Source organism: Streptomyces sp. NPDC085866, from assembly GCF_044541035.1.
Classification (GTDB): Bacteria; Actinomycetota; Actinomycetes; order Streptomycetales; family Streptomycetaceae; genus Streptomyces.
Map to the genome: position 1 here is coordinate 215700 of NZ_JBITSQ010000010.1, position 25249 is coordinate 240948.

Here is a 25249-nt window from a genome sequence, read left to right on the forward strand (position 1 = left end):
TCCTTCCGGCCGCGGTGCCCGCCCGGGCGCCGCGGCCGTAGTGTTGTGTAGGTAACCCAGTCGACGTGAGTGACGGAGAGCGCAGGCCCCCCATGGTGCAGATCAAGACCCCCGAGCAGATCGCCAAGATGCGTGCGGCGGGCCTGGTCGTAGCCGCCATCCACGCGGCCACTCGCGAAGTCGCCGTCCCCGGCGCCAGCACCAAGGACCTGGACGAGGTCGCCCGCAAGGTGCTCGCCGAGCACGGCGCAAAGTCGAACTTCCTCGGCTACGGCGGTTTCCCGGCGACGATCTGCACCTCGGTCAACGACGTCGTGGTCCACGGCATCCCCTCCGACGACGTCGTCCTGAAGGACGGCGACGTCATCTCCATCGACTGCGGCGCGATCGTCGACGGCTGGCACGGCGACGCCGCGTACACCGCCTTCGTGGGCTCGGGTCACGCTCCGGAGCTGATCGAACTCTCCCGGGTGACCGAGGAGTCGATGTGGGCCGGTATCGCGGCCATGAAGCAGGGCAGCCGTCTCGTCGACGTCTCCCGGGCCATCGAGACGTACATCCGCCGCCAGCCCAAGCCGGGCGGCGGCCGCTACGGCATCATCGAGGACTACGGCGGCCACGGCATCGGCACCGAGATGCACATGGACCCGCACCTGCTGAACTACGTCGACCGCCGCCGCGGCAAGGGCCCCAAGCTGGTCCCCGGCTTCTGCCTCGCGATCGAGCCGATGGTCTCCCTCGGCACCCCGCGGACCGAGGTCCTCGAGGACGACTGGACGGTCATCACGACCGACGGCAGCTGGTCCTCCCACTGGGAACACTCGGTCGCGCTGACCGAGGAGGGCCCGCTGGTGCTGACGGCCCTCGACGGCGGCAAGGCCAAGCTGGCCGAGCACGGGATCGTGGCCGCTCCCGACCCCCTTGCATGACGATCTTCTGCATGGGGCAGATTCCCTCGATTCGTGTTTCCGGGTGCGCTGACGTAGACTGACTCGTCGGCTCTCGTGCACCCGCATGTCCGCATGCGCCCTTTAGGGAAGCGAGAGAGTCGATCAAGGTAGTCGATTCGAAGGGCGAAGCGTGGCCAAGAAGCAAGGTGCCATCGAGATCGAGGGCACTGTCGTCGAGTCTCTGCCGAACGCCATGTTCAAGGTCGAGCTCCAGAACGGCCACCAGGTCCTGGCACACATCAGCGGCAAGATGCGTATGCACTACATCCGCATCCTCCCTGACGACCGGGTCGTGGTGGAGCTGTCTCCGTACGACCTGACGCGTGGCCGGATCGTCTACCGCTACAAGTAGATCTTGCCCGCATCCCGCTCCGGCGGGGTGGTGGCACTGACCCGGAGAACCTCAATCCCATGAAGGTCAAGCCGAGCGTCAAGAAGATCTGCGACAAGTGCAGGGTGATCCGCCGTCACGGTCGGGTCATGGTCATCTGCGAGAACCCGCGCCACAAGCAGCGCCAGGGCTGACGCACGACCGATCCCTCTGCATCCATCGCAGAGATTCGCGCGACGCAAGCTGAATTTGTTCATACGCAGGGCCCGAGTCCACTGTGGCTCGACACCCCCGGTTCGGAGGCCGGGGACCCAGTTCGTACCTCGTACGGCGGCTGGGAGTCGGTTCTGCGGAAGACCTCCGAAGATCAACTGGAGCCATTGAATGGCACGCGTTTCCGGTGTTGACATCCCGCGCGAAAAGCGCGTGGAGGTCGCCCTCACCTACGTGTTCGGCATCGGCCGGACTCTGTCCCAGCAGACGCTGGCCGAGACCGGCATCGACCCGAACACCCGCGTTCGCGACCTGACCGAAGAGCAGCTGGTCGCCATTCGCGAGTACGTCGACAACAACATCAAGACCGAGGGTGACCTCCGTCGCGAGATCCAGGCCGACATCCGCCGCAAGGTCGAGATCGGCTGCTACCAGGGTCTGCGGCACCGCCGCGGTCTGCCCGTCCGCGGTCAGCGCACCAGCACCAACGCCCGCACCCGCAAGGGCCCGCGTCGCGCCATCGCCGGCAAGAAGAAGCCGGGCAAGAAGTAGTCCGCAGCGGACCTCAGTCCACGGTCTTCGCTGTAGGACCGACCACCTCCCGTAGGAGTTAGTAGATGCCCCCCAAGGGACGTCAGGGCGCTGCCAAGAAGGTGCGCCGCAAGGAAAAGAAGAACGTCGCTCACGGCCACGCGCACATCAAGAGCACGTTCAACAACACGATCGTGTCGATCACGGACCCGTCCGGCAACGTGATCTCCTGGGCCTCCGCCGGCCACGTCGGCTTCAAGGGCTCCCGGAAGTCCACGCCGTTCGCCGCGCAGATGGCCGCCGAGTCGGCTGCCCGCCGCGCCCAGGAGCACGGCATGCGCAAGGTCGACGTGTTCGTCAAGGGCCCGGGCTCCGGTCGTGAGACCGCGATCCGCTCCCTGCAGGCCACGGGCCTCGAGGTCGGCTCCATCCAGGACGTCACCCCGACCCCGCACAACGGCTGCCGTCCGCCGAAGCGTCGTCGCGTCTGACGCACGGCTGCTTCGAGCAGACAGCGGTTTCGGGCGGTACGGCTCCTTCGGGTCGTGCCGCCCGTACCCTTGCAGTACCCGCGCTTTTCATGGGCGCGGTTTCCGTCGGGCGTCAAATAGCGGGCGTCCACGAAAGAAGGATCTGATCCACACATGCTGATCGCTCAGCGTCCCTCGTTGACCGAAGAGGTCGTCGACGAGTTCCGCTCCCGGTTCGTGATCGAGCCGCTGGAGCCGGGCTTCGGCTACACCCTCGGCAACTCCCTCCGCCGCACCCTCCTGTCGTCGATCCCCGGCGCTGCTGTCACCAGCATCCGCATCGACGGCGTCCTGCACGAGTTCACCACCGTGCCGGGCGTCAAGGAGGACGTCACCGACCTGATCCTCAACATCAAGCAGCTGGTCGTCTCCTCGGAGCACGACGAGCCGGTCGTGATGTACCTGCGCAAGCAGGGCCCGGGTCTGGTCACCGCCGCCGACATCGCGCCCCCGGCCGGTGTCGAGGTGCACAACCCCGACCTCGTCCTCGCCACGCTCAACGGCAAGGGCAAGCTGGAGATGGAGCTGACCGTCGAGCGCGGTCGCGGCTACGTCTCCGCCGTGCAGAACAAGCAGGTGGGCCAGGAGATCGGCCGTATCCCGGTCGACTCCATCTACTCGCCGGTTCTGAAGGTCACGTACAAGGTCGAGGCCACGCGTGTCGAGCAGCGCACCGACTTCGACAAGCTGATCGTCGACGTCGAGACCAAGCAGGCGATGCGTCCCCGTGACGCCATGGCCTCCGCCGGTAAGACCCTGGTCGAGCTGTTCGGTCTCGCCCGCGAGCTGAACATCGACGCCGAGGGCATCGACATGGGTCCGTCCCCGACGGACGCCGCGCTGGCGGCCGACCTCGCGCTCCCGATCGAGGAGCTCGAGCTGACCGTCCGCTCGTACAACTGCCTCAAGCGTGAGGGCATCCACTCCGTGGGTGAGCTGGTCGCGCGCTCCGAGGCCGACCTCCTGGACATCCGCAACTTCGGTGCGAAGTCCATCGACGAGGTCAAGGCGAAGCTGGCCGGCATGGGCCTGGCCCTCAAGGACAGCCCGCCCGGATTCGACCCCACGGCCGCTGCCGACGCCTTCGGCGCCGACGACGACGCGGACGCGGGTTTCGTGGAGACCGAGCAGTACTGATCGGTCCACCTCCGGGGGTCTCGCCGAGACCCCCGGATCTCTGACAGACAACCGTCTGCTCAGATACTGACCCCGGTACCTGACACGGCCGGGGCAGACACACAGGAGAAGAACAATGCCGAAGCCCACCAAGGGTGCCCGTCTGGGCGGCAGCGCCGCGCACGAGAAGCTGCTCCTCGCGAACCTGGCGAAGAGCCTCTTCGAGCACGGCCGCATCACCACCACCGAGGCGAAGGCCCGCCGCCTGCGCCCGTACGCCGAGCGTCTGGTCACCAAGGCGAAGAAGGGCGACCTTCACAACCGCCGTCAGGTGCTCCAGGTCATCACGGACAAGAGCGTCGTCCACACGCTCTTCACCGAGATCGGCCCGCGGTACGAGAACCGTCCCGGTGGCTACACCCGCATCACCAAGATCGGTAACCGCCGTGGCGACAACGCGCCCATGGCTGTCATCGAGCTGGTCGAGGCGCTGACGGTTGCCCAGCAGGCGACCGGTGAGGCCGAGGCCGCCACCAAGCGTGCGGTCAAGGAGGCCGAGGAGGCCAAGGCCGAGGAGACCCAGGTCGAGGAGACCGAGGCTCCGGCCGAGCCCTCCGCGGAAGCGGCTGAGTAGTCCCGTCAAGGACGCCTGAGGCTCTGCCTGACGCTGGAAGCGGGTTCGCCCTTCGGGGCGGGCCCGCTTCCGCGTTTTTTTCGAAGGGATCTGTCCTGAGAGGATTCCCGCGTGAGTGACGAAGTACAGCCCGGGTACGTCCGTGTCCGCCTCGACCTGTCCTACGACGGCACCGATTTCTCCGGGTGGGCCAAGCAGGCCGGTGGCCGGCGGACCGTGCAGGGCGAGATCGAGGACGCACTGCGCACGGTGACGCGGTCGCGGGAGACGTACGAGCTGACCGTCGCGGGACGCACCGACGCCGGGGTGCACGCGCGCGGCCAGGTGGCGCACGTGGACCTGCCCGAGGGGGTGTGGCGCGAGCACCACGAGAAGCTGCTCAAGCGGCTCGCCGGGCGTCTGTCCAAGGACGTGCGGGTGTGGGCCCTCAGGGAGGCGCCCAGCGGCTTCAACGCCCGTTTCTCGGCCGTCTGGCGGCGCTATGCGTACCGGGTGACGGACAACCCCGGGGGTGTCGACCCGCTCCTGCGCAACCACGTCCTGTGGCACGACTGGCCGCTCGACGTCGACGCCATGAACCAGGCCGCGCGGGCGCTGCTCGGCGAGCACGACTTCGCCGCGTACTGCAAGAAGCGGGAGGGTGCGACGACGATCCGTACCCTCCAGGAGCTGAGTCTGGAGCGGGGTGCGGACGGGATCATCACCGCGACCGTGCGGGCCGACGCGTTCTGTCACAACATGGTGCGCTCGCTGATCGGCGCGCTGCTGTTCGTCGGCGACGGCCACCGGGGCCCCGAGTGGCCCGGGAAGGTGCTGGCCGCGGGGGTGCGCGACTCAGCCGTGCACGTCGTACGACCGCACGGGCTGACCCTGGAGGAGGTCGGTTACCCCGCCGACGAGCTGCTGGCCGCCCGGAACAAGGAGGCCCGGAACAAGCGCTCGCTTCCGACGGCGGGGTGCTGCTGAGACCTACTGGTTCGCTGCGGCCGAGGCCTGGGCCTCGCCGCGGCGCCAGATCTGGCGGAAGGTGAACTCCTGCAGGTCGTCGCTGACCGCGAAGGCCTTGGTGTCCTTCTTGGTGACGTTCTTGCCGTTCGTGAAGCCGGTGATCGTGAAGTAGCCGTAGCGGCCGACGGCGTTGCGGGTCGAGAAGCAGATCGCGCCGTCGCAGAAGGACTTGACGCCCTTGCCGGGCAGCGAGCGCACGATGCTCTTGTCGTCGGTCTGGGACTTGGCCTTCGCCGTCTGGGCCGCGGTGTCGAAGACGGCGACGCCGACGGTGACCGCGATGCCGTCCTTGGTGTAGGTGGCGCGGATCACGCGGGTGCAGCCGTTCGCGGTGAGGATCTTGGGCAGGGTCGCGTCGGCGGCGGAGGCGCAGTTCTTCGTGTCCGCGGTGGCGCCCTTCTTGTACACCGTGCTGCCCATGGTCAGCTGGGTGCCCGGGAACAGCGTCTCGGCGCTCAGCGGCGCGGTGTCCTTCTTCGCGCTGGATATGAAGTCCTTCGGGTCCAACGGCGGCGGGGCGCTGGTCGGGGCGAAGGACGGCGCCGTCGCCGTGCCGCTCGGCAGGGAGGCGCTGGCGGGCAGGTTGGTGGGGTTGCCCGAGGCCTTGTTGCTGCCGTTCGCGGACACGACGGCCATCGCGACGGCGGTGCCGATCGCGATCGTGGCCAGCGCGCCGCCGCCGATGAACAACAGCCTGCGACGCTTGTTCCGGGTCTCCGAGGCCTCCGCCAGCGCGGCCCAGTCCGGAGTACCGTCGTCGCCCCCGCTGCTCCACGGCTGCTGGGAATTAGGTTTCCAGGGATCCCACTGAGACTGGGGTCCCCCCTGCCCGTAACTCATGGGGCGCATCTTAGACGGGGGGCCGGGGGTGCTGGAGTGCCTCGGTCGGCATGCCTCGTTTGTCCGTCGACATGAGGGGGAAGGGCCTCGTTTTGACCCTGCCGGGGGCGCCCAGGTAATCTGCTTCTTCGTTGTGTATTGGCTTGCTCATTCTCACGGGACGGGCCCTTACACCGGTCCACCGGGCCGATGACCAGCGATCAGCACGCGGTTTGCGTCACCGCGGTGCGGTCGAGGCTGTCGTGATCGTTTCGGTGACCTGTTCAGGACCATTCACTCGAAGCGAAGGCTACGAACCGTGCGTACGTACAGCCCCAAGCCCGGCGATGTGACGCGCCAGTGGCACGTCATCGACGCTCAGGACGTTGTCCTGGGTCGTCTCGCCACCACCGCCGCCACCCTTCTCCGGGGCAAGCACAAGCCGATCTACGCGCCGCACGTCGACGCTGGTGACTTCGTCATCATCATCAACGCCGACAAGGTGCACCTGTCCGGCAACAAGCGGACCCAGAAGATGGCGTACCGCCACTCCGGCTACCCGGGTGGTCTGCGCTCCGTCCGTTACGACGAGCTGCTCGACAAGAACCCCGAGAAGGCCATCGAGAAGGCCGTCAAGGGCATGCTCCCGAAGAACACCCTCGGCCGTCAGATGCTGTCGAAGCTGAAGGTCTACAAGGGTGACCAGCACCCGCACGCTGCCCAGCAGCCGGTGCCGTTCGAGATCACCCAGGTCGCGCAGTAAGTCCGGCCACCCCCTAAGACTGAACAGAATCTGAGGAGAATCGTGGCCGAGACCACTGCCGAGCAGCCGCTCGAAGAGCTTGACATCGACAGCTACACCACCGAGTCCGAGGTTCCGGTGGAGGGTGAGTACACCTCCGAGTCCCTCGCCTCGCGCTTCGGTGAGCCCCAGCCGGCTGCCGGCCTGGGCCGTCGCAAGAACGCCATCGCCCGCGTCCGGATCGTTCCGGGCACCGGCAAGTGGAAGATCAACGGTCGCACCCTCGAGGACTACTTCCCGAACAAGGTGCACCAGCAGGAAGTCAACGAGCCCTTCAAGGTGCTCGAGCTCGAGGGCCGCTACGACGTCATCGCCCGCATCGCGGGTGGCGGTGTCTCCGGTCAGGCCGGTGCGCTCCGTCTCGGTGTCGCCCGTGCGCTGAACGAGGCCGACGTCGACAACAACCGCGGCCCGCTCAAGAAGGCCGGCTTCCTCCGCCGCGACGACCGTGCGGTCGAGCGCAAGAAGGCCGGTCTGAAGAAGGCCCGCAAGGCTCCGCAGTACAGCAAGCGCTAATCAGCAGCTGCCTGCTCGTACTCCGAACGCCCCGGCGGCACGCCACATGTGCCGTCGGGGCGTTCGTTTATCCCGGCCAAGGGCGTATAACGACACAAGACGCTCAAAGGCTGGTGTGATCGGATGTTCAGCCGTCTGCCATCATTCCCGGCAGCAATGACGCTTCCCCTGGAGGACACGTGGGACGACTCTTCGGTACGGACGGCGTGCGCGGTGTCGCCAACGCGGACCTGACCGCCGAGATGGCGCTCGGCCTGTCCGTGGCGGCGGCGCATGTGCTGGCCGAGGCGGGCACCTTCGAGGGCCACAGGCCGACGGCGGTGGTCGGACGGGACCCGCGTGCGTCCGGAGAGTTCCTGCAGGCCGCCGTGGTCGCGGGCCTGGCCAGCGCCGGGGTGGACGTGCTGACCGTGGGCGTCCTGCCGACGCCGGCGGTGGCGTACCTGACCGGCGCGCTCGGCGCGGACCTGGGCGTGATGCTCTCGGCCAGCCACAACGCCATGCCGGACAACGGCATCAAGTTCTTCGCCCGCGGCGGCCACAAACTCGCCGACGAGCTCGAGGACAAGATCGAGGCCGTGTACGAGTCCCACCGCCACGGCGAGCCCTGGGAGCGTCCCACCGGTGCCGGGGTCGGCCGCGTGCGGTCCTACGAAGAGGGCTTCGAGCAGTACGTCGGCCATCTGCTGGCGGCGCTGCCGAACCGTCTCGACGGCCTGAAGATCGTCCTGGACGAGGCACACGGTGCGGCCGCGGGGGTCTCGCCGGAGGTGTTCTCGCGGGCCGGCGCCCAGGTCGTCACGATCGGTGCCGAGCCGGACGGGCTCAACATCAACGACGGCTGCGGCTCCACCCACCTGGACCAGCTGAAGGCCGCGGTGCGCGAGCACGGCGCGGACTTCGGCATCGCGCACGACGGTGACGCCGACCGCTGCCTGGCCGTGGATCACACCGGCGACGAGGTGGACGGCGACCAGATCCTGGCCGTGCTCGCGCTGGCGCTGCAGGAGCGCTCCGAGCTGCGCTCCGACACCGTGGTCGCGACCGTGATGTCCAACCTGGGCTTCAAGCTGGCGATGGAGCGGGCGGGGATCCACCTGGTGCAGACCGCCGTGGGCGACCGGTACGTGCTGGAGGAGATGAAGGAGCACGGGTACGCCCTGGGCGGTGAGCAGTCCGGGCACGTGATCATCCTCGACCACGCGACCACCGGTGACGGCACGCTGACCGGGCTGCTGCTGGCGGCGCGGGTGGCGCAGACGGGTCGTACGCTGCGGGAGCTGGCCGCCGTCATGGAGCGCCTGCCGCAGGTCCTCATCAACGTGCCGGACGTGGACAAGTCCCGTGTGAAGACGTCCGCCGACCTGGCCACCGCCGTCGCCGAGGCGGAGCGGGAGCTGGGCTCCACCGGGCGGGTGCTGCTGCGTCCCTCGGGCACGGAGCCCCTGGTCCGCGTGATGGTCGAGGCGGCGGACATCGAACAGGCCCGGTCGGTCGCCGGGCGGCTGGCCGACGCGGTGAAGTCGGCCCTCGGCTAGAGCACTTCCCTCTGCGCCCTCTGCCTGGCCCAGAACCACTTCTGGGCCAGGAGCGTGAGGGCGCCTGCCAGCACGATGCCCAGCAGGTTCAGCAGGAGCTGGTACGTCGAGCCGGCCGTCTGCTCCGTGTCACCGTAGGCGAGGGCCACGGCCGCGTTGGCGGCGGCCGGGACCGTCGTCACCGAGATGGCCACGCCCACCAGGGCGCCCGACTTGGCGGAGGTCAGGGACAGGGTGCCGGCGATGCCGGCCAGGACCGCGACGATGAACGAGAAGGCGTCGGGGGCGTAGACGAACGCCGTGTTGGGGCGATCGCCCTCCAGGTCGGACCGGTGGAAGAGGTCGATGGCGTCCATGAAGTGGGTGAAGCCGACCGTCACCGCCATCGCCACGGCGAAGCCCACGAGCAGCGCGATCAGTGAGCGCAGCGCGAGGTGCGGGCGCCGCCGCACGAGGGCGGTGCAGAGGCCGGCCAGCGGACCGAACTCCGGGCCCACCGCCATCGCGCCCACGATCAGGATCGCGTTGTCCAGTACGACGCCGCAGGCCGCGATCATCGTGGCCAGGGTGATGAAGGCGATGTAGGTGACCGACAGCGTCGACTCTTCGTGGGTGGCCTCGGTCAGGCCCTCCCACAGCACCGCGTCCGCGCCCTCGCCCGGTGCCTCCTCCTCGGCCTTGTCGGCGCGGCGGGACAGCGTGAGGTCGATGTCCTCCACGGCGATCGAGCCGGTCTCGTCCAGCCCCAACCGGCGCAGCCCGCCGATGAGTTCGTCCCCCGCCTCGCGTGCCACATCGCACATGACGACGTCCCCGACGGGGTTGCGGGCGGCCGTCGGCAGCACGACGAGGTGGGCGGTTCCGACCGTCTTCTCGATCAGTCGCACCACCTCGTCCGTCGTCTCGGCGGGAGTGATCAGGCGCAGATGCAGCATGGCGCCTTTTTAACAGGCGCCCATGAACATGTCACAGCTTGCGCAGGCGCAGCCGCTGGACCTTGTGGTCCGGGCCCTTGCGGACGACGAGGGTGGCGCGGCCGCGGGTGGGGGCGATGTTCTCGACCAGGTTGGGCTTGTTGATCGTGCGCCACTGGGTGCGCGCGTAGTCGAGGGCCTCCTCCTCGGAGACCTGGGTCCACTTGCGGAAGTACGAGGACGGGTCCTGGAAGGCCGTCTGGCGCAGCTTCTTGAAGCGGTTGAGGTACCAGCTCTCGACGTCGTCGGCGTTCGCGTCGACGTACACGCTGAAGTCGAAGTAGTCGGCGAGGCCGACGCGGGTGCGGCCGTCCTTGCCGGGGAGGGCGGGCTGCAGGACGTTGAGGCCCTCGACGATCAGGATGTCGGGCCGGCGTACGACGAGCTTCTCGCCCGGGACGATGTCGTAGATGAGGTGGGAGTAGACGGGGGCGGTGACCTCGTCCTTGCCCGCCTTGATGTCGGCGACGAACCGGGTCAGCGCCCGGCGGTCGTACGACTCGGGGAATCCCTTGCGCGACATCAGTCCGCGGGCCTGGAGCTCCTTGGTCGGCAGCAGGAAGCCGTCGGTCGTGACCCGCTCCACGCGCGGGTGCTCGGGCCAGCGGGACAGGAGGGCCTGGAGCAGACGGGCGACGGTCGACTTGCCGCACGCGACGGATCCGGCGATCCCTATCACGAAGGGCGTGCCGGACTGGGAGCCCCCCTCGCCCAGGAAGGTGTTCAGGGCGCTTCTGAGCCCGTCCGTGGCGCCGACGTAGAGGTTGAGGAGGCGGGAGAGCGGGAGGTAGATGTCCCGCACCTCGTCGAGGTCGATGACGTCGCCGAGGCCGCGGACCTTCTCGACCTCTTCAGCGGTGAGCGGCAGCGGAGTCTTGTCGCGCAGCGCGCTCCACTCGGTACGGGTGAGGTCGACGTAGGGAGTCGCCTCCGGCTTGGGCCGGTGGGCGCTCCGGGGCATCGAGGAGACCGGTGAGATCACAGTCCATTGTTAACGGAGTTTGAACGGGGGTGCGGGGTGGGGTGCGTCACGTGTGGGCGGGAGCGGGCATCCGGTCGGTGACCACCCGCTCCAGCGGGGGGGGGAGCCCGGTCACCGGAGTGACGTACGGAGGGTACTCCCCAACTACGCTGACCGGCTTGTACGCGACCTCGGGGGCGAGAATCGCGCTCAAGCCGGTCAGTTGCCTGCTGACGGCGCCGTCATGCCGGAGACCCGGGCTTGGCGGCACATGTGTCACATCACTGTTCGCCGAATTCCCCAAGCTCGCTGATCAGCCGCTGGCGAGCGGCTGCCAACTGGTCAGAGTAGGAGGAATCGAAGATCGATGACAATTGTGTTTCCAGCGTCCCATTGATCTTCAACAGAGCAGACCAGACGGCGCGGTCATCGACAATCGCCGAGAATTCCGCCCGATGCATGACGCGACTCATCCAGTCGGACAGGACGAGCGCCTGGTCATCTGTCAACTCAATCTTCACGGAGATCTCTCTTCGGATCGTGCTTTCGTCCCGACGCTCTATCTCTAGAGCTTCCCATCCCGCAGCAGGTAGGTGAGCTGATCCCCTGTGGATCGCCACCCTCCGAGATACTCCCCAACGTTCGGGCCGTCTGTGGCGAATGAGGCGTGCAGCCCTGTGTCGTCCACGAAGTGAATGGCTTCCTGGCCCCTGAACGTGCCCTTGATCTGCCGTGTTCCCGGGTTCTTCACGAACTGCTCGATCGTGACGATGAATGCCTGTGCATTCACCTTGTTGTAAGGGCCCTTGATGCCGAAGTCGACAGCATGCATGACTCCCTCGTTGTTCAGCGACATGTAGTGATGCGGAAGCCTATCGCCCGAAATCCACAAGCTTCCGCACCCGGGCCCGCTTCTGGCAGCCGAGCTGGTGATGCCGAGCTTCGGACCATTGGTCGTTCCACCGGCCAGCAGTGCGCCTGCTCCGGCGGGGAGGCCGCCCTTCAGGCAGAGTCCGCGCAGCTTCTGAAACGCCTTACTGATGATGCCGGCGACGGCCTCTTCCGACAGCCCGGCGGCACGCAAGCCCTTGTAGGCGTCGGCGAAGCCGATGTCCAGTCTCATGGAGGCGTCCACCGCCTGGACAGCCTTGCTGATCTCGCTGAGTACGCCTTCCACCGGGACGTAGGTCGCGTAGGCCCAGGCGCAGCCGCTGGCGCTGCCGTGGAGGCAGTCCATCATGTCTTCGGCGAAGAAGGAGAACAGGATCGATCCGGCCACGTCACCGAAGAGGCTCTGCCACCCGGCGCGGACGATGTCCTTGCCGGAGAAGTGGTGCTGCCAGTTGTCGATCTTGACGTTCTTCAGCGTTGTCCGCTGAAGGAACTGCCACGCCGACTTCGGGCAGCCGTCCGCGGTGGCCTGCGCATTCTGATCCGTGCACAGGTAGAAGTCGGCCTCGTAGGTGACGACCAGGTCGTACGCCGCGTCGCAGCCCTTGATGGCCGCTTCCGGCATCCCGGGGCACGTGCCGATCTGCTTGGAGCTGACGATCTGGACGGTGGACTCGTCCGGGACGGCGAACACACCGGGAATGCCCGTACCGGACCCCTTGGACGCCTCCTTGTTGGCCTCCGCCCTTTCCGCCCTGTCGGCCGCGTCCTGTGCCTCCTTGGCGTACTTGTCGGCGTCCTTGGCGGCCTGTTCGGCTTCGGTGGCGGCGGCGTCGGCGCGGTCGGCTGCCGCTCGGGCGTCCTTGGCGTCCTGTTCGGCCTGGGTGGCGGCGGCGCGGGCGGCGGAGGCGTCGAGTTCGGCGGCGTCGGCGCTGTCGCGGGCGTCCTTGGCGTAGCCCTCGGCGTTGCCGGCGGCCTTGTCGGCGGCTGCGGCGTCGGCGGTGGCCTGGTTGTCGTAGTCGATGGTGCGGGCCAGTGACGCTGCGGCCGCGGATGCGGCCTTGGCGGCGTCGGCGGCGTAGCCGAGGGCGTCCTTGGAGTAGGCGCGGGCGTCGGCCGCGTACTGGGCGGCGTTGGCCGCGTGCTGGTAGGCCTCCTTGGCGTCGCCCTTGGCCTGGTCGGCGAGGTTCTTCGCCGCGTCGGCCTCGGCGGCGGCGTTCTTGGCGTGCGCGTCGGCGACCGCCTGCTGCTGCTCGGCGATCGTCTTGGAGTTCTGCCCGGTCAGGACGACGAGGCCGGCGGCCGAGTCGGTGTCGACGTACGGGGAGCCGAGCTGGATCGCGTCGTTGGCAGGGTTGGCGACCTGCTTGGCCGCTTCACCGGCGTCCACGGCCGCCTGGGCGGTGACGTGGGCGTAGCCGGCGGCCTTTGCGGCGGCTGCGAGTGCGTTGCCGGCTTCCTTGTTGGCGGCGTCGGCCTGGGTCTTGGCGTCCTTGGCGTGAGCTTCGGCCTCGTCGGCGAGCTTGACCGCCGTCTTGGCCTCGGCGGAGGCGTCCTGGGAGGCCTTGATGGCGTCGGCGACGGCGCTGGTCGCGGTCTTCACCGCGGCGTCGGCCTTGAGCTTGTCGGCCTGGGCGGCGTCGGCGTCGGAGCGGGCGCGTTTGGCGGCTGCCTCGGCGCGGGTGGCGGCGGCGTCGGCGTCGGCGGCCGCCTGGGTGGCGGCGTCGGCCTCGGAGCGGGCCTTGGTCGCGGCGGCTTCGGCGTCGTCGGCGTGCTTGTCCGCGTCGTTGGCGGCGGCGCGGGCGGCGTCGGCGGCGTCCCCGGAGTCCAGGGAGTCGGCGTAGGCGTCCTTGGCGTCGGCCTTGGCGCGCGCGGCGTCGGCCTTCTGCTCGGCGTCCCACGCGTCGTCGCGCATGTCCTTGGCGTGGTCCTTGGCCGCGACGGCGTCGTCGCGCCGGTCCTCGGCGGTCTTCTCGGCGGCCTCGGCCTTGTCCTTGGCGTCCTTCGCCTTCGTCGCCTCGGACTCGGCGTTCTTGCGGTGCTCGGCGGCCTCGGCCCGGCTGGCGGCGGCGTTCTCCTTCTCCGCCTTGGCCGTCTTCTCCTCGGCCTCCGCCGCGAGCCGCTTGGCGTGCGCGTCGGCGGCGGCCGCCTTCGCGTCGCCCTCGGCCTTCAGCGCGTCGGAGAGCTTGGCCTCCGCGGTCTCCTTGTCCTTCTTGGCGTTGTCCCGGTGCACCTTGGCCGCGTCCGCCGCGGCCTTGGCCTGCAACTCCGCTGCCTCGGCAGCCTTCTTGCGGAACTCGGCCTTCGACTGGGCGGCCTGGGCGAGGGCGCGCTGCGCGATCGTCGCGCTGTCCCCGGCCGCGGCACGGGTCGCGGCCTCGGCGGTCTCACCGGCCTTCTCCAGGGCCTGAAGTGCGGCAGCCGCACCCTTGGTGACCTGGTCCTTCTGCAGACCGACCAGCAGACCACGACCCCGCGGCGCACCGGCCGCGTCGGCGATGCCATAGGCGGCCTGGAGCGCGGTGTCCGACGTGGTCGCGGCCTTCTGCGCGGCCGCCAGCTGCGCCTTGAGTACGGTCAGCTGGCTCTTCGCGGCGCTCTGGGCGGCCGTGAGACCGGACTTGGCCTTGGTGAACTGGGCCTTGTCCGGGTAGTTCGGGCTGTCGTCGCCGGTGTGCCCCTCGGGGACGAGGCGGAACTTCTGCGCGGTGGAGCCGTTGCAGGTCGACAGCACGGCGTCTTTGCTGTTGTCGAACGTCGGCAGGTGCAGGCACTTGCCGGTGGCCGCGTTGCGCAGCTCGCCCGCCGAACGGACGTCGAACTTCCACTGCTGGGCCTTGGCGTTGCCACAGTCCCGGATCTGGATCTTCGTGCCATCGGCGTTGTTGCCGTTCAGCACCTCCAGACACTTGCCCGAGTTGATGTTGCGCAGGGTGTAGCCGCCGTCGTAGGAGCCCCACAGCTGCCACTTCTGGCCATTGCCGCCGTTGCAGGTATAGACCTGGACCGGGGTGCCATTGGTCTTGCCGGCGCCCTGGACGTCGAGGCACTTGCCGGCAGCGCCCGGCACCTGGATGACCAGCGGAGCGTCACCGATGTAACCGATGCCGCCGGCGGACCAGTAGTCCTGCCAGCGGGTGATGTGGTCGGCGACCCAGGACTGCCCCAGCATGTCGGAGAGGGCCTTCGCACCCTTGGCCAGGGCGTCGGTGGCGTCCTTGTTCGCGTTGACGATTTGGTTGCGCTGCGTGGCCTGCGAGGAGATCTCCTGCTGCCACTCGCCGGCCGCGGTCGCCGTGACGTCGTCGAGAACCCGGTCCGGGTCGAGCGGGTCACGCCACGCACACGAGGCGAAGCGGGTCTTCAGGTCCTCGACCGCGATGCGGTACTCCGGCGTGCCCGGCTGCGGGGCGGTGCGCGGGAAGCCACCCGAGGACAGGAAGATACGGGCGTCGTCGGCGCCCATGTTGGCGTTGCTGAAGCCGTGCATCCACTCGAAGGCGTTGTGCTCGTCGAGCGCCCGGTTCCAGTCGGGCTGTTGCGGGTCCGGGTGCTGTGCGTACAGCGGGTTGCCGAGATCGTCGACGGCCTTGACGGTATTGGCGTCGGCCTTGGGGGTGGAGTCCTTGTAGAAGTCGTCGTCGTTCTTCCAGAACCGGTCGGCGACCCAGGTGGACAGACCCGTCTGCTCGTAGAAGGTCTGTTTGCCGTCGCCCGGAGACCCGGGCGGCCAGTGGAAGTCCGTGTCCGTGAAGCCGACCGGGGTGTTCAGGCCCGACAGGGGCTTCTGCCAGCCGTCCCGGGCGGCGGCGAGGTCGTCCAACTGCTTGCCTGCGGCGTCGCGGTCGCTCTTGTAGGCGTCGGCCAGCGGCGTCTGTTCCCAGTGGTTGCGGTTGGCGAGGACGTGGAGTTTGTCCGCCGGCTGGTTCAGTCCGTCCTGCGCGGTTGCGGCCATCGACGGGCCGCCCAGTCGCAGGACGTCGCTCATCAGGCACTGGTCCTGCCGCAGTTGCTCGGCGGCCGTGTCCTCGTACCACGGGTCCGAGTCGCTCACGGGCTCGGCGTTCAGCCGGATCGAGCCGGGCTGGACGGCCAGACCGGCCAGCACGGAGAGCGCGGCCACCGAGGTGACGGCGGATGCCAGTTTTCTTGGCTTTCGGGTTCCGCGCAGGCGGAACCAGGGTCTGGGGTGCAAGGAGGCATCCCTTTCTGCGTTCGGTCGGGGGTGCGGGCCGGAAGGCCGGCCGAGGAGCAAGCAGCAGGGATTTGGTCCTGAGGTGCGCTCAGGAATTCACGATCCCAAGGGACTTGCGGGTGCGTACGGCCGGTATGGCGGCATGGCGATGCGACCCCTCCCCGTGAGCGACGGCGTTCCCCCGGTCGCTGGTTGGTGTGCGTGAAGGCGGAATGGTCAGGTTCCGTCTCTGCGCGGCGACAGCATAGACATGTCCACGTCGAGTCGCACAAGGTTTCGCTTCGGTCGGATCGGTGTAGACCTTTTCCTTCTGCTCGTGTCGAACCGGGTCAGCCGGTGAAGGAATGGGGGCCGAAGCGGCCCCACGCCACGAAGGCGGCCAGGGCGAGCAGGACCAGGTTCACCACGACGGCCTGGGCCTCCTGGCGGCGGAGGTGCGTGATCACCGCGCCGATCATCAGCAGCACCCAGCCGACGGCGGCCAGCGGCACCAGGACCGGCGCGATGTGGAGCGCGGCGGGCAGGATCAGGCCCGCCGCGGCCAGGACCTTGAGGGTGCCGATGGCCTTGACGGTGCCGTCGCCGAAGTCCTCGACCCAGGCCCAGCCGGAGGCGGCCAGCTTCTCCCTGGGCTGGATCAGCAGCAAGGCGCCGCCGGCCAGGGAGCCCACGGCCAGCAGCCCCGCAGTGATCCACAGAGCGATGTTCATGAGGGTTCTCCTCGCGGAGTAGATGTGTTCGTCTCAGCGGTACGACGACACGGCCCCGCAGGATGTGAGGTGCCGCGCCGACCTCACAGTCCGGTGCGCTGTTCCGTCGTACTGGTGAGTGCGGATACGACCAAGGGAGTCGGCGACACATGAGCACGCAGCCCGGGCCTGCAGACGGCCCGCTCGATCCGGGCCTGAGCGCGATCACCAGCGAGCGGCGTCAGCTGATCAATCTCGGGTACCGGCTCCTCGGCTCCCTGGCCGACGCCGAGGACGTCGTGCAGGAGACGTACGCCCGCTGGTACGCCATGTCCCCGGAGCAACGGGACGCCGTCGACTCCGCGGGCGCCTGGCTGACGAAGGTCGCCGGTCGTATCTGCCTGGACCTGCTGCGCTCGGCACGGGTCCGGCGGGAGCGCTACGTGGGCGCGTGGATTCCGGAGCCGCTGCCCGATCGGACGGAGTGGATCAGCGGGCGGTCGGGCGGCACCGCCGTCGACCCGGCCGACCGCGTCACCCTCGACGAGTCGGTCAGCATGGCCTTCCTCGTCGTGCTCGAAGCGATGACCCCGGCCGAGCGCGTCGCGTTCATCCTGCACGACGTCTTCCGCTACCCCTTCGCCGAAGTGGCCGAGATCGTCGGCCGTACCCCGGCGGCATGCCGCCAGCTGGCCTCCTCGGCCCGCCGGCGCATGCGTGCCTCGCACGCTCCCGCGGCTCCCAAGACTCCCGCGGCCCGGCGCGCCGACGTCGTCAGGGACTTCAAGCGGGCCTGGGAAGCCCAGGACATCGAGGCGCTCATCGGCCTCCTCGACCCCGACGCCACGGCGATCGCGGACGGCGGCGGCCTCGCCCAGGCCGCGCTGCGCCCCGTCGAAGGCGGCGAGCAGGTCGCGCGCTACCTCGTCGATCTCTCCGCCCGGGCGGTCGGCATGACCGTCCTGGAGCGCACGGTCAACGGCCAGCCCGGAGTGGTCGTCCAGCAGGACGGTGTCACCGCGGCGGTGCTGGCCTTCGACGTCGTGGGCGACCGGATCCACCGCATCTGGGCCGTACGGAACCCCGAGAAGCTCCGGCCCTGGACGGCCCAGGGCGGCGGGCCTACCTGGTGAGTTCGGACGGTTCGTCCAGTCGCGTCAGCTTCCGCGGGTTGCGCACCACGTAGATCCGGGTGATCCGCCCGTTCTCGACCGAGAGGCTCACCGTGGACGGCTCGCCGTCGAACGCGAGCCGGCCCGCGGGGGCGCCGTTGAGCCACACGTCCGTCGCCTCGAACCCGGCCACCACCTGGCTCGCGCGCGCGAGCAACGGCGCCACGAACTCGCGGCCGTGGACCGGAGTCAGCGCGGCGGCCACGAACCCGCCACCATCGGCGATCATGACCACGTCCGGCGCCATGATCTCCATCAGCTCCCGCAGGTGTCCGGTGCGCAGCGCGGCCAGGAACCGCTCCACCACCGCCTGCTGCTCCGACCGGCTCACCTGCACCCGCGGCCGCCGGGCCGCCACGTGCTCGCGGGCCCGGCGCGCGATCTGCCGCACCGCGGCCGCCGACTTCCCGACGGCCTCGGCGATCTCGCCGTACGGCAGCTCGAAGACCTCGCGGAGCACGAAGACCGCCCGCTCGGTCGGGGCCAGCGTTTCGAGCACGGTCAGCACCGCGATCGAGACGCTCTCCGCGAGTTCGACGTCCTCGGCGACATCGGGGCTGGTCAGCAGGGGTTCGGGCAGCCACTGGCCCACGTAGTCCTCGCGGCTGCGCGACAGGGTCCGCAGCCGGTTGAGGGCCTGCCGGGTGACCGTCCGGACGAGATAGCCCCGCGGGTCACGCACCTGCGCGTGGTCGACGCCGGCCCACCGCAGCCAGGACTCCTGCAGCACGTCCTCCGCGTCGGCCGCCGACCCGAGCATCTCGTAGGCGACCGTGAACAGCAGGCTGCGGTGGGCGACGAACGGGTCCTCGGTCATGCGCCGGACGCCGCGCCGGGGTCGGCGGGCCGCGCGGCCAGGGGAATCTCGCACGCGTCGGAGTAGCCCTGCGACGTGATCCCGTGCGCCGTGTTGCTCCTGGCCGCGAAGTTGGCGAAGGCGATGAACACGGTGAGCTCGACCAGCGCCGCCGGGCCGAGCCGGTCGAGCAGGCTCGCGGACAGCTCGTCGGTGACGGTCGTCGGCGTGTTCGTCATGGCCTCGGCGTACTCCATCACGTCACGCTCCAGCGGCGTGAACACGTCCGACTCCCGCCAGCGCGGCACCTGGCTCGCCTTGGCCGGGTCCAGGTCCTGGTTCTGCGCCTGGAAGTAGCCGATGTCGAGGCACCAGCTGCAGCCGACCTGTGCCGCGACGGCCATGTGCGCGAACGACTTGAGGCTCGCGTCGGCCGCGTTCCAGGCGGCCACCCTGGCCGAGAGATCCATGTTGGCCCGGGCGACGTCGGGGTTGTTGAACACCACCTCGAGGGGCTCGGGCACGGCACCGAGCTGCTTGATCAGGTTCTCCTTCAGCTCGGGGTCGAGCTCCGCCTTCGGAATGCGTGGCGCCATGGTGTCCTCCTCGGACGTCTGTCTGTCGAGCCGTTCGGCTCTCGGGCCGTTCGGCATGAAGACACCGCCGGGCCCGCGCATGTGACACCCGCCGAGTTGATGATTCGGATCGCCGTAGACCTTCGTACCCCGGCGGGAATTTCCGAATTCGGGCAAGCGGAGGGCGGTTTCGGGGGGCGCTGGATCGTAGGCTGCCGCTCATGTGTGGAATCGTGGGTTATGTAGGGTCGCAGTCGGCGCTCGAGGTCGTGATGGCCGGGCTGAAGCGGCTGGAGTACCGGGGTTACGACTCGGCGGGCGTCGCCGTGCTGGCGGACGGCGGGCTGGCCGCGGCGAAGAAGGCCGGGAAACTGGTCAACCTGGAGAAGGAACTGGTCGAACGGCCGCTGCCGGCGGGCTCGACCGGTATCGGCCACACACGCTGGGCCACCCACGGCGGTCCGACGGACGCGAACGCGCATCCGCACCTCGACAACGCCGGCCGGGTGGCGGTCGTCCACAACGGCATCATCGAGAACTTCGCGGTGCTGCGGGCGGAACTGGCCGAGCGTGGTCACGAGTTGTCGTCCGAGACGGACACCGAGGTGGTCGCGCACCTGCTGGCGGAGGAGTTCTCGTCCTGCGCCGATCTCGCCGAGTCCATGCGGCTGGTCTGCCGCCGTCTGGAGGGCGCGTTCACGCTGGTCGCGGTGCACGCGGACGAGCCCGACGTGGTCGTGGGCGCGCGCCGGAACTCCCCGCTCGTGGTGGGCGTGGGGGAGGGCGAGGCCTTCCTCGCCTCCGACGTCGCCGCGTTCATCGCCCACACCCGCTCGGCGATCGAGCTGGGCCAGGACCAGGTGGTGGAGCTGCGCCGGGACGGCGTGAAGGTGACGGGCTTCGACGGCCGCGAGGCGGACGTGCGCTCCTACCACGTCGACTGGGACGCCTCGGCCGCCGAGAAGGGCGGCTACGACTACTTCATGCTCAAGGAGATCGCCGAGCAGCCGAAGGCGGTCGCCGACACGCTCCTGGGCCGTATCGACGCAGCCGGTTCACTGACCCTGGACGAGGTGCGGATCTCGCCGTCCGAGCTGCGTGAGTTGGACAAGGTCGTCATCGTCGCGTGCGGTACGGCCTTCCACGCCGGCCTGATCGCCAAGTACGCCATCGAGCACTGGACGCGGATCCCGTGCGAGGTGGAACTGGCCAGCGAGTTCCGCTACCGGGACCCGATCCTGGACGGCCGCTCCCTGGTGATCGCCATCTCCCAGTCCGGCGAGACCATGGACACCCTGATGGCGCTCCGGCACGCGCGGGAGCAGGGCTCGAAGGTCCTGGCCATCTGCAACACCAACGGCTCGACGATTCCTCGCGAGTCGGACGCGGTGCTGTACACGCACGCCGGGCCCGAGGTGGCCGTCGCCTCCACCAAGGCGTTCCTGACGCAGCTGGTGGCGTGCTACCTGGTGGCCCTGTACCTGGGCCAGGTGCGGGGCACCAAGTGGGGCGACGAGATCCGTGCCGTGATCCGGGACCTTTCGCAGATCTCGGGTGAGGTCGAGCGGGTCCTGGACACCATGGAGCCGGTACGGGCGCTCGCCCGGTCCCTGGCCGACAAGAACACGGTGCTGTTCCTGGGGCGGCACGTGGGCTATCCGGTCGCCCTCGAAGGAGCCCTCAAGCTCAAGGAACTCGCCTACATGCACGCCGAGGGCTTCGCGGCGGGCGAGTTGAAGCACGGTCCGATCGCGCTGATCGAGGAGGACGTGCCGGTGGTGGTCGTCGTTCCGTCGCCGCGCGGCCGGTCCGTCCTGCACGACAAGATCGTCTCCAACATCCAGGAGATCCGGGCGCGGGGGGCGCGCACGATCGTGATCGCGGAGGAGGGGGACGAGACGGTGGTTCCGTACGCCGACCACCTGATCCGGATCCCGGCCACGCCGACGCTGCTGCAGCCGATGGTGGCGACGGTGCCGCTGCAGGTGTTCGCGTGCGAGCTGGCCACTGCTCGGGGGAACGAAGTGGATCAGCCGCGGAACCTGGCGAAGTCGGTGACGGTGGAGTGAGGCACTGAGGGGCCGGGTCCTCACCGTAGGGTGCTCACCATGAGCATCATCGGGGTCGGAATCGACGTCGCCGAGATCGACCGGTTCCGGGCGTCGCTGGATCGGACGCCTGGGCTGGCCGATCGGCTGTTCGTCGAGAGTGAGTTGTTGCTGCCCAGCGGGGAGCGCCGGGGCATCGCCTCGCTCGCGGCGCGGTTCGCGGCGAAGGAGGCGCTCGCCAAGGCCCTCGGGGCGCCGCCCGGGCTGCACTGGACCGACGCCGAGGTGGTCGTCGAGGACAGCGGGCAGCCCCGGCTGCGGGTGAAGGGCACCGTGGCCGCGCGGGCCGCGGAACTCGGGGTGCGGTCCTGGCATGTGTCGCTCAGCCATGACGCGGGGATCGCGTCGGCCGTGGTGGTCGCCGAGGGGTGACGCCCCCGGGTGTGGCGGCAGGGGTTTCCGGGGCAGACTCGATGCCATGCGTACTGCGTACAGCGTGGAGACGGTGAGGGCGGCCGAACGGGAGCTGATGGCGCGGCTCCCGGAGGGTGCACTGATGCAGCGGGCCGCCGCGGGGCTGGCCGCTGCCTGTGCGGACCTGCTCGGGCGGGTCTACGGCAGCCGGGTGGTGCTGCTCGTCGGGAGCGGTGACAACGGCGGCGACGCGCTGTACGCGGGGGCGCGGCTGGCCCGGCGGGGGGCCGGGGTCACGGCCGTACTGCTGGCGCGGCCCGAACGGACCCACTCCGAGGGGCTCGCGGCGTTGCTCCGGGCGGGTGGGCGCGTCGCGGCCGACGGTGCCGCCGAGGAGGCCGTCGAGCGGGCCGACCTCGTCGTGGACGGCATCGTCGGGATCGGGGGCAAGGGCGGACTGCGGCCGGACGCGGAGGCGCTGGCGGGTGCCGTCGAGCGGTCGCGGGCCGTCGTCGTCGCCGTGGACCTGCCGAGCGGGGTCGAGGCGGACACGGGAGAGGTGCGGGGTACGGCGCTGCGGGCCGACCTCACCGTCACCTTCGGGACGCACAAGCCGGGGCTGCTGGTCGACCCCGCGCGGGAGTACGCCGGGTCGGTGCGGCTCGTCGACATCGGGCTCGAACTGCCGCCGGACGCCGAGCTGGAGGCGTTGCAGCACGCGGATGTGGCGCGGCTGTTGCCGCTGCCCGTGGTGGAGAGCGACAAGTACCGGCGGGGTGTGGTCGGGATCGCGGCAGGTTCCGCGCGCTATCCGGGAGCCGCCGTGCTGGCCGTCTCCGGGGCGCTGCGGGGCGGGGCGGGGGCCGTGCGGTACGTCGGGCCCGCGGCACAGGCGGTGATCGCCCGCTTCCCGGAGACCCTCGTCTCCGACCAGGGGCCCGCCAAGGCGGGGCGGGTGCAGGCCTGGGTGGTCGGGCCGGGTGCCGGGGACGACGCGGCGACCGTGGCGGAGGTGCTGTCCGCCGAGGTGCCGGTGCTGCTCGACGCCGACGGGCTGCGGCTGGCCGAGCGGAACGCCGTGCGTGGGCGTACGGCGCCGACGCTGATGACTCCGCATGCCGGGGAGGCGGCGGCGTTGCTCGGGGTGCCGCGGGAGGAGGTCGAGGGGGCTCGGCTGGCTTCGGCGCGGGAGTTGGCGGCGGTGTACCGGGCGACCGTGCTGCTGAAGGGGTCCACCACGTTGGTGGCGGACTCCGGGGGCGGTGCGGTGCGGGTGAACGCCACGGGGACGGGGTGGCTGGCCACGGCCGGGAGCGGTGACGTGCTGTCGGGTCTGGCCGGGTCACTGCTGGCGGCGGGGCTGTCCGCGTTGGACGCGGGGAGTGTGGCGGCGTATCTCCACGGCCTGGCGGGCCGTTTCGCCGCTGACGGGGCGCCGGCCGGGGCACACGATGTCGCGGAGAGGATCCCGGAGGCGTGGAGGGATGTGCGGGGGTGAGCTGTGGCCGGCCGGGGTCGGCTTCGCTCACCTGCGCCGGCGGGGTGCCGGACGGTGGCTGCGCGGCCGACGGGACTGCACATGCCCAGGGGCGCGGGGCAGTGTGCGATGTACGGCTCCGCCGCGCGGGCGCGACCGGCCCCCACCGTCCCGCGGCCGAAGGACCGTCGCTCAGCCCCTCAGGTAGGCCAACACCGCCAGCACCCGTCGGTTGTCCTCCGGTGACTGCTCCATCCCCAGCTTCGCGAAGATCGACGCGATGTGTTTGGCCACCGCGCTCTCGCTGATGTGGAGGGTGCCGGCGACGGCCGTGTTGGAGCGGCCCTCGGCCATGAGGGTGAGGACCTCGTGCTCGCGAGGGGTCAGCGAGTCCGTGCGACCCCGCTTCTCGCTGCGCGTCAGGAGCTTGGCGATGACCTGAGGGTCCATCACCGTGCCGCCGGCGGCGACCGTGTGCAGGGCGTCGACGAACTGCGCCGTGTGGGTGACGCGGTCCTTGAGCAGGTAGCCGACGGCACCCTCGCCGGAGGCGAGGAGTTCATGGGCGTAGAGCTGGTCGACGTACTGGGAGAGGATCAGGACCGGCAGCCGCGGGCGGGTGCGACGGGCCTCCAGGGCCGCCTTCAGGCCCTCGTCCGTGTGCGTCGGCGGCAGGCGGATGTCGATCACCGCGACGTCCAGGTCCGTCTCGCGCAGCGCCCGTACCAGCGCCGGGCCGTTGTCCACCGAGGCCACGACCTCGCAGCCGTGCTCCCGCAGGGTGCGGGTCAGGCCGTCGCGGAGGAGGAAGAGGTCTTCGGCGAGGACGACGCGCACGGGATCTCCAGGGTCGCGGTGGTCGGTCCGCCCGGCGGGCTGTGCAGGGCGAGCGTGCCGTCGAAGGTATCCAACCGGCGCCGTACGCCGAGCAGTCCGGTCCCGGCCGACGGGTCGGCACCGCCGTGGCCGTCGTCGGTCACCGTCACCCGCAGGTGCGTGCCGTCGTGGGCGAGGACGATGTCGACCCGGGTCGCCTCCGCGTGCTTGGCCGCGTTCGTGAGGAGTTCGGACACCGCGAAGTAGGCCGCCGACTCGACGGGCGCGGGAACGCGTTCCGGGGGCAGGTGCACGGCCACGTCGACGTCCAGGTGGCTGTCCAGGGCCAGGGAGCGGACCGCGTCGCCGAGGCCCCGGTCCGCCAGGATCGGCGGGTGGATGCCGTGGACCAGGTCGCGCAGGTCCTGCAACGCCCGTGCGGAGAGGGCGCGGACGTCCAGGAGGAGGGTGCGCGCGGTCCCGGGGTCGGTGTCCAGCAGGCGGGTCGCCTCGTCCAGGGTGAGGCCCAGGGCCACCAGACGGGCCTGGGCGCCGTCGTGCAGGTCTCGTTCGATACGGGTGAGTTCGGCCGCGTGCACGTCCAGGGCGGCGGCCCGGGTGTCCGTCAGCCGGGTCACGCGGCGGGCCAGTTCGGTGGTGCGCGGGGCGGAGAGGAGGCGGTGGGTGAGACGGGCGTGCAGGGTCGCCATGACCGGCGCCAGGCGCAGGCCGGCCACGATGAAGACCAGGCCGAGGAGGAGGGCCATGAGCATGGTGGCCGTGGAGGTGACCGGTACGAAGGCGTACCAGTTGCCGTCGCCCAGCAGGCGCCAGACGAAGGGCTGGACCAGCGCGCCGAACGTCCCGTACTCGACCAGCGCGAGCGGAACCGCCGCCAGCACCCCGCCCGTCCACGGCTCCAGCCAGGCCCAGCGCAGGTCGTACCAGAAGCCGTCGTCCCCGAGGATCGCGGCGCTGCTGCGGCGGCCCGAGGTGCTGCGGGGGAGGGGGTCGGGAGCGCTGAGGGCACGGCCGGTCCAGCGGGCCGCGCGGGCCCGGTACGTGTCGGAGACGCGGCGCAGCAGCCCGGCGGTCGCGGGCAGCACCTGGAAGCCGATCCCGAGCGGCAGCAGCGTCAACGCTCCGCCGGCCAGCAGCCCGGCCCCGACCACGAGAAACCCGGCCAGCCCGACCGACTGGCACCGCCACAGCGCGACCCAGTCCGCGCGCCGCGAACCCCACACCCCACGCCC

General features: G+C 70.0%; 25 protein-coding genes. 15 read left to right on the forward strand and 10 right to left on the reverse strand.

The annotated features are described in order from the left end of the window. Positions 1-92 precede the first annotated feature (92 nt). The 8 genes from map (at position 93) to truA (ending at position 5271) form a co-directional block, all read left to right on the forward strand. Complete coding sequence (map, locus tag ACIF83_RS26305) at positions 93-929, forward strand: type I methionyl aminopeptidase (protein ID WP_393469745.1); 837 nt, start codon at positions 93-95, stop codon at positions 927-929. Between the two features lie 151 nt (positions 930-1080). Beyond that, positions 1081-1302 carry a translation initiation factor IF-1 gene (gene infA, locus ACIF83_RS26310; protein WP_003948620.1) on the forward strand — a complete coding sequence of 74 codons (222 nt, stop codon included), beginning with the start codon at positions 1081-1083 and terminating at the stop codon, positions 1300-1302. 59 nt (positions 1303-1361) lie between these two features. Next, the gene (rpmJ, locus tag ACIF83_RS26315) at positions 1362-1475 is read left to right on the forward strand and encodes a 50S ribosomal protein L36 (protein ID WP_003998809.1); all 114 of its coding nucleotides are present in this window, start codon (positions 1362-1364) and stop codon (positions 1473-1475) included. A 190-nt stretch (positions 1476-1665) separates the two neighbouring features. Beyond that, the gene (gene rpsM / locus ACIF83_RS26320; protein WP_031167100.1) at positions 1666-2046 is read left to right on the forward strand and encodes a 30S ribosomal protein S13; all 381 of its coding nucleotides are present in this window, start codon (positions 1666-1668) and stop codon (positions 2044-2046) included. 65 nt (positions 2047-2111) lie between these two features. After that, a complete protein-coding gene (gene rpsK / locus ACIF83_RS26325; RefSeq protein WP_003956432.1) occupies positions 2112-2516 on the forward strand; it encodes a 30S ribosomal protein S11 in 405 nt (134 codons plus the stop codon). Positions 2517-2669: 153 nt separating this feature from the next. After that, positions 2670-3692 carry a DNA-directed RNA polymerase subunit alpha gene (locus tag ACIF83_RS26330; RefSeq protein ID WP_003966937.1) on the forward strand — a complete coding sequence of 341 codons (1023 nt, stop codon included), beginning with the start codon at positions 2670-2672 and terminating at the stop codon, positions 3690-3692. A 115-nt stretch (positions 3693-3807) separates the two neighbouring features. Further along, a complete protein-coding gene (gene rplQ / locus ACIF83_RS26335) occupies positions 3808-4305 on the forward strand; it encodes a 50S ribosomal protein L17 (RefSeq protein WP_393467599.1) in 498 nt (165 codons plus the stop codon). Between the two features lie 111 nt (positions 4306-4416). After that, on the forward strand, positions 4417-5271 hold the full coding sequence (truA, locus tag ACIF83_RS26340; RefSeq protein WP_393467600.1) for a tRNA pseudouridine(38-40) synthase TruA: 855 nt from the start codon (positions 4417-4419) through the stop codon (positions 5269-5271). 3 nt (positions 5272-5274) lie between these two features. On the opposite strand, the gene ACIF83_RS26345 is transcribed toward truA, so the two are convergent. Next, positions 5275-6153: a hypothetical protein gene (locus tag ACIF83_RS26345; protein ID WP_393467602.1), complete on the reverse strand. Its 879-nt coding sequence runs from the start codon at positions 6151-6153 to the stop codon at positions 5275-5277. Positions 6154-6451: 298 nt separating this feature from the next. On the opposite strand from ACIF83_RS26345, the gene rplM reads away from it, so the two are divergent. The 3 genes from rplM to glmM all read left to right on the forward strand — a co-directional run bounded on the left by rplM (position 6452) and on the right by glmM (position 8988). Further along, a complete protein-coding gene (rplM, locus tag ACIF83_RS26350) occupies positions 6452-6895 on the forward strand; it encodes a 50S ribosomal protein L13 (protein WP_030345455.1) in 444 nt (147 codons plus the stop codon). Positions 6896-6937: 42 nt separating this feature from the next. Further along, positions 6938-7450, forward strand: coding sequence for a 30S ribosomal protein S9 (gene rpsI / locus ACIF83_RS26355; protein WP_003998795.1), 513 nt, complete (start codon positions 6938-6940; stop codon positions 7448-7450). Positions 7451-7629: 179 nt separating this feature from the next. Then, positions 7630-8988 carry a phosphoglucosamine mutase gene (gene glmM / locus ACIF83_RS26360; RefSeq protein WP_393467605.1) on the forward strand — a complete coding sequence of 453 codons (1359 nt, stop codon included), beginning with the start codon at positions 7630-7632 and terminating at the stop codon, positions 8986-8988. Here the strand turns inward: glmM and ACIF83_RS26365 are convergent. From ACIF83_RS26365 to ACIF83_RS26385, 5 genes are all read right to left on the reverse strand, one after another. Further along, positions 8985-9923, reverse strand: coding sequence for a DUF389 domain-containing protein (locus ACIF83_RS26365; protein ID WP_399730468.1), 939 nt, complete (start codon positions 9921-9923; stop codon positions 8985-8987). The two genes, glmM and ACIF83_RS26365, sit on opposite strands and share 4 nt — an antisense overlap. Before the next feature lie 31 nt (positions 9924-9954). Further along, positions 9955-10923 carry a type I pantothenate kinase gene (gene coaA, locus ACIF83_RS26370; RefSeq protein WP_399730728.1) on the reverse strand — a complete coding sequence of 323 codons (969 nt, stop codon included), beginning with the start codon at positions 10921-10923 and terminating at the stop codon, positions 9955-9957. A 281-nt stretch (positions 10924-11204) separates the two neighbouring features. Further along, a complete protein-coding gene (locus ACIF83_RS26375; protein ID WP_393467609.1) occupies positions 11205-11444 on the reverse strand; it encodes a hypothetical protein in 240 nt (79 codons plus the stop codon). 44 nt (positions 11445-11488) lie between these two features. Next, positions 11489-15937 carry a ricin-type beta-trefoil lectin domain protein gene (locus ACIF83_RS26380; protein WP_399730471.1) on the reverse strand — a complete coding sequence of 1483 codons (4449 nt, stop codon included), beginning with the start codon at positions 15935-15937 and terminating at the stop codon, positions 11489-11491. Between the two features lie 401 nt (positions 15938-16338). Further along, positions 16339-16719 carry a DoxX family protein gene (locus ACIF83_RS26385; protein WP_399730474.1) on the reverse strand — a complete coding sequence of 127 codons (381 nt, stop codon included), beginning with the start codon at positions 16717-16719 and terminating at the stop codon, positions 16339-16341. 149 nt (positions 16720-16868) lie between these two features. On the opposite strand from ACIF83_RS26385, the gene sigJ reads away from it, so the two are divergent. After that, positions 16869-17831: an RNA polymerase sigma factor SigJ gene (gene sigJ, locus ACIF83_RS26390; RefSeq protein WP_399730477.1), complete on the forward strand. Its 963-nt coding sequence runs from the start codon at positions 16869-16871 to the stop codon at positions 17829-17831. On the opposite strand, the gene ACIF83_RS26395 is transcribed toward sigJ, so the two are convergent. Both ACIF83_RS26395 and ACIF83_RS26400 read right to left on the reverse strand, forming a co-directional pair. Further along, positions 17821-18687, reverse strand: coding sequence for an RNA polymerase sigma-70 factor (locus ACIF83_RS26395; protein ID WP_398136962.1), 867 nt, complete (start codon positions 18685-18687; stop codon positions 17821-17823). The two genes, sigJ and ACIF83_RS26395, sit on opposite strands and share 11 nt — an antisense overlap. Beyond that, positions 18684-19262 (reverse strand): carboxymuconolactone decarboxylase family protein, encoded by a 579-nt coding sequence (locus ACIF83_RS26400; RefSeq protein ID WP_393467621.1) that lies wholly within the window; start codon positions 19260-19262, stop codon positions 18684-18686. Before ACIF83_RS26400 ends, ACIF83_RS26395 begins: the two co-directional genes overlap by 4 nt. Before the next feature lie 200 nt (positions 19263-19462). Here ACIF83_RS26400 and glmS point away from each other — a divergent pair, with 200 nt between their 5' ends. The 3 genes from glmS to ACIF83_RS26415 are packed head-to-tail and all read left to right on the forward strand — an operon-like array spanning position 19463 to position 23201. Further along, a complete protein-coding gene (gene glmS / locus ACIF83_RS26405) occupies positions 19463-21310 on the forward strand; it encodes a glutamine--fructose-6-phosphate transaminase (isomerizing) (RefSeq protein ID WP_399730481.1) in 1848 nt (615 codons plus the stop codon). 39 nt (positions 21311-21349) lie between these two features. Beyond that, on the forward strand, positions 21350-21721 hold the full coding sequence (locus ACIF83_RS26410; protein WP_393467625.1) for a holo-ACP synthase: 372 nt from the start codon (positions 21350-21352) through the stop codon (positions 21719-21721). Positions 21722-21767: 46 nt separating this feature from the next. Next, on the forward strand, positions 21768-23201 hold the full coding sequence (locus ACIF83_RS26415) for an NAD(P)H-hydrate dehydratase (RefSeq protein ID WP_393467628.1): 1434 nt from the start codon (positions 21768-21770) through the stop codon (positions 23199-23201). 171 nt (positions 23202-23372) lie between these two features. On the opposite strand, the gene ACIF83_RS26420 is transcribed toward ACIF83_RS26415, so the two are convergent. Next, positions 23373-24017 (reverse strand): response regulator, encoded by a 645-nt coding sequence (locus ACIF83_RS26420; RefSeq protein WP_393467631.1) that lies wholly within the window; start codon positions 24015-24017, stop codon positions 23373-23375. Beyond that, positions 23969-25240, reverse strand: a complete 1272-nt coding sequence (locus ACIF83_RS26425) for a sensor histidine kinase (RefSeq protein ID WP_399730485.1) — start codon at positions 25238-25240, stop codon at positions 23969-23971. The genes ACIF83_RS26420 and ACIF83_RS26425 overlap by 49 nt, the downstream gene beginning before the upstream one ends. Positions 25241-25249 lie beyond the last annotated feature (9 nt).